Raw genomic sequence first — 571 nt, 5'->3', positions numbered from 1 at the left:
CTTTCTGAACCATCTAAATATCGTTTCACCGCTTGGATTTTTTCTTTTGAAGAAAATTTAGCCATAAAAAATGCACCTCCAATTGTTAGACCGTGTCTAACAATTGGGGTGCACTTCACAGCGGCTTTTTTCTTTTCTCTCTTTCTAAATAACATATGCAAAGCGTAATCATAGAAAATGTGATAAAATGGACTTAATTTTCAAACGGAAGAAAGGGAGATACAATGGAACAATTCATTAATCCTAGAGTGAAGGACATCCAGATTTCTGGAATTCGCCAGTTTTCTAATATGATTCAAAACTATGATAATCTTATCTCTTTAACAATTGGGCAACCCGATTTCCCTACACCTTCTCTAGTAAAAGAAGCAGCTAAACGGGCCATTACAGAAAATTATACAAGCTATACACATAACGCTGGTTTACTAGAATTACGCAAGGCAGCTTGTAACTTTGTAAAGGACAACTACAATTTACATTATTCACCTGAAAACGAAACCATTGTTACAATCGGTGCTAGTGAAGCGATCGATGTTGCATATCGGTGCTAGTGAAGCGATCGATGTTGCAT

Annotated in this window: 1 pseudogene; it reads left to right on the top strand. The window is 36.4% G+C overall.

What is annotated here, in order from left to right:
* Nucleotides 1-224 precede the first annotated feature (224 nt).
* A pseudogene (locus tag AC1DJR_RS32860) lies at nt 225-545 on the top strand (aminotransferase class I/II-fold pyridoxal phosphate-dependent enzyme); the annotation flags it as partial.
* Between the last annotated feature and the right edge of the window lie 26 nt (nt 546-571).

The sequence above is a fragment of the Bacillus sp. 05T31 genome (assembly GCF_056396725.1).
The sequence above is the reverse complement of the archived record's forward strand: the minus strand, read 5'-3'. Positions and strand labels throughout refer to the sequence as shown.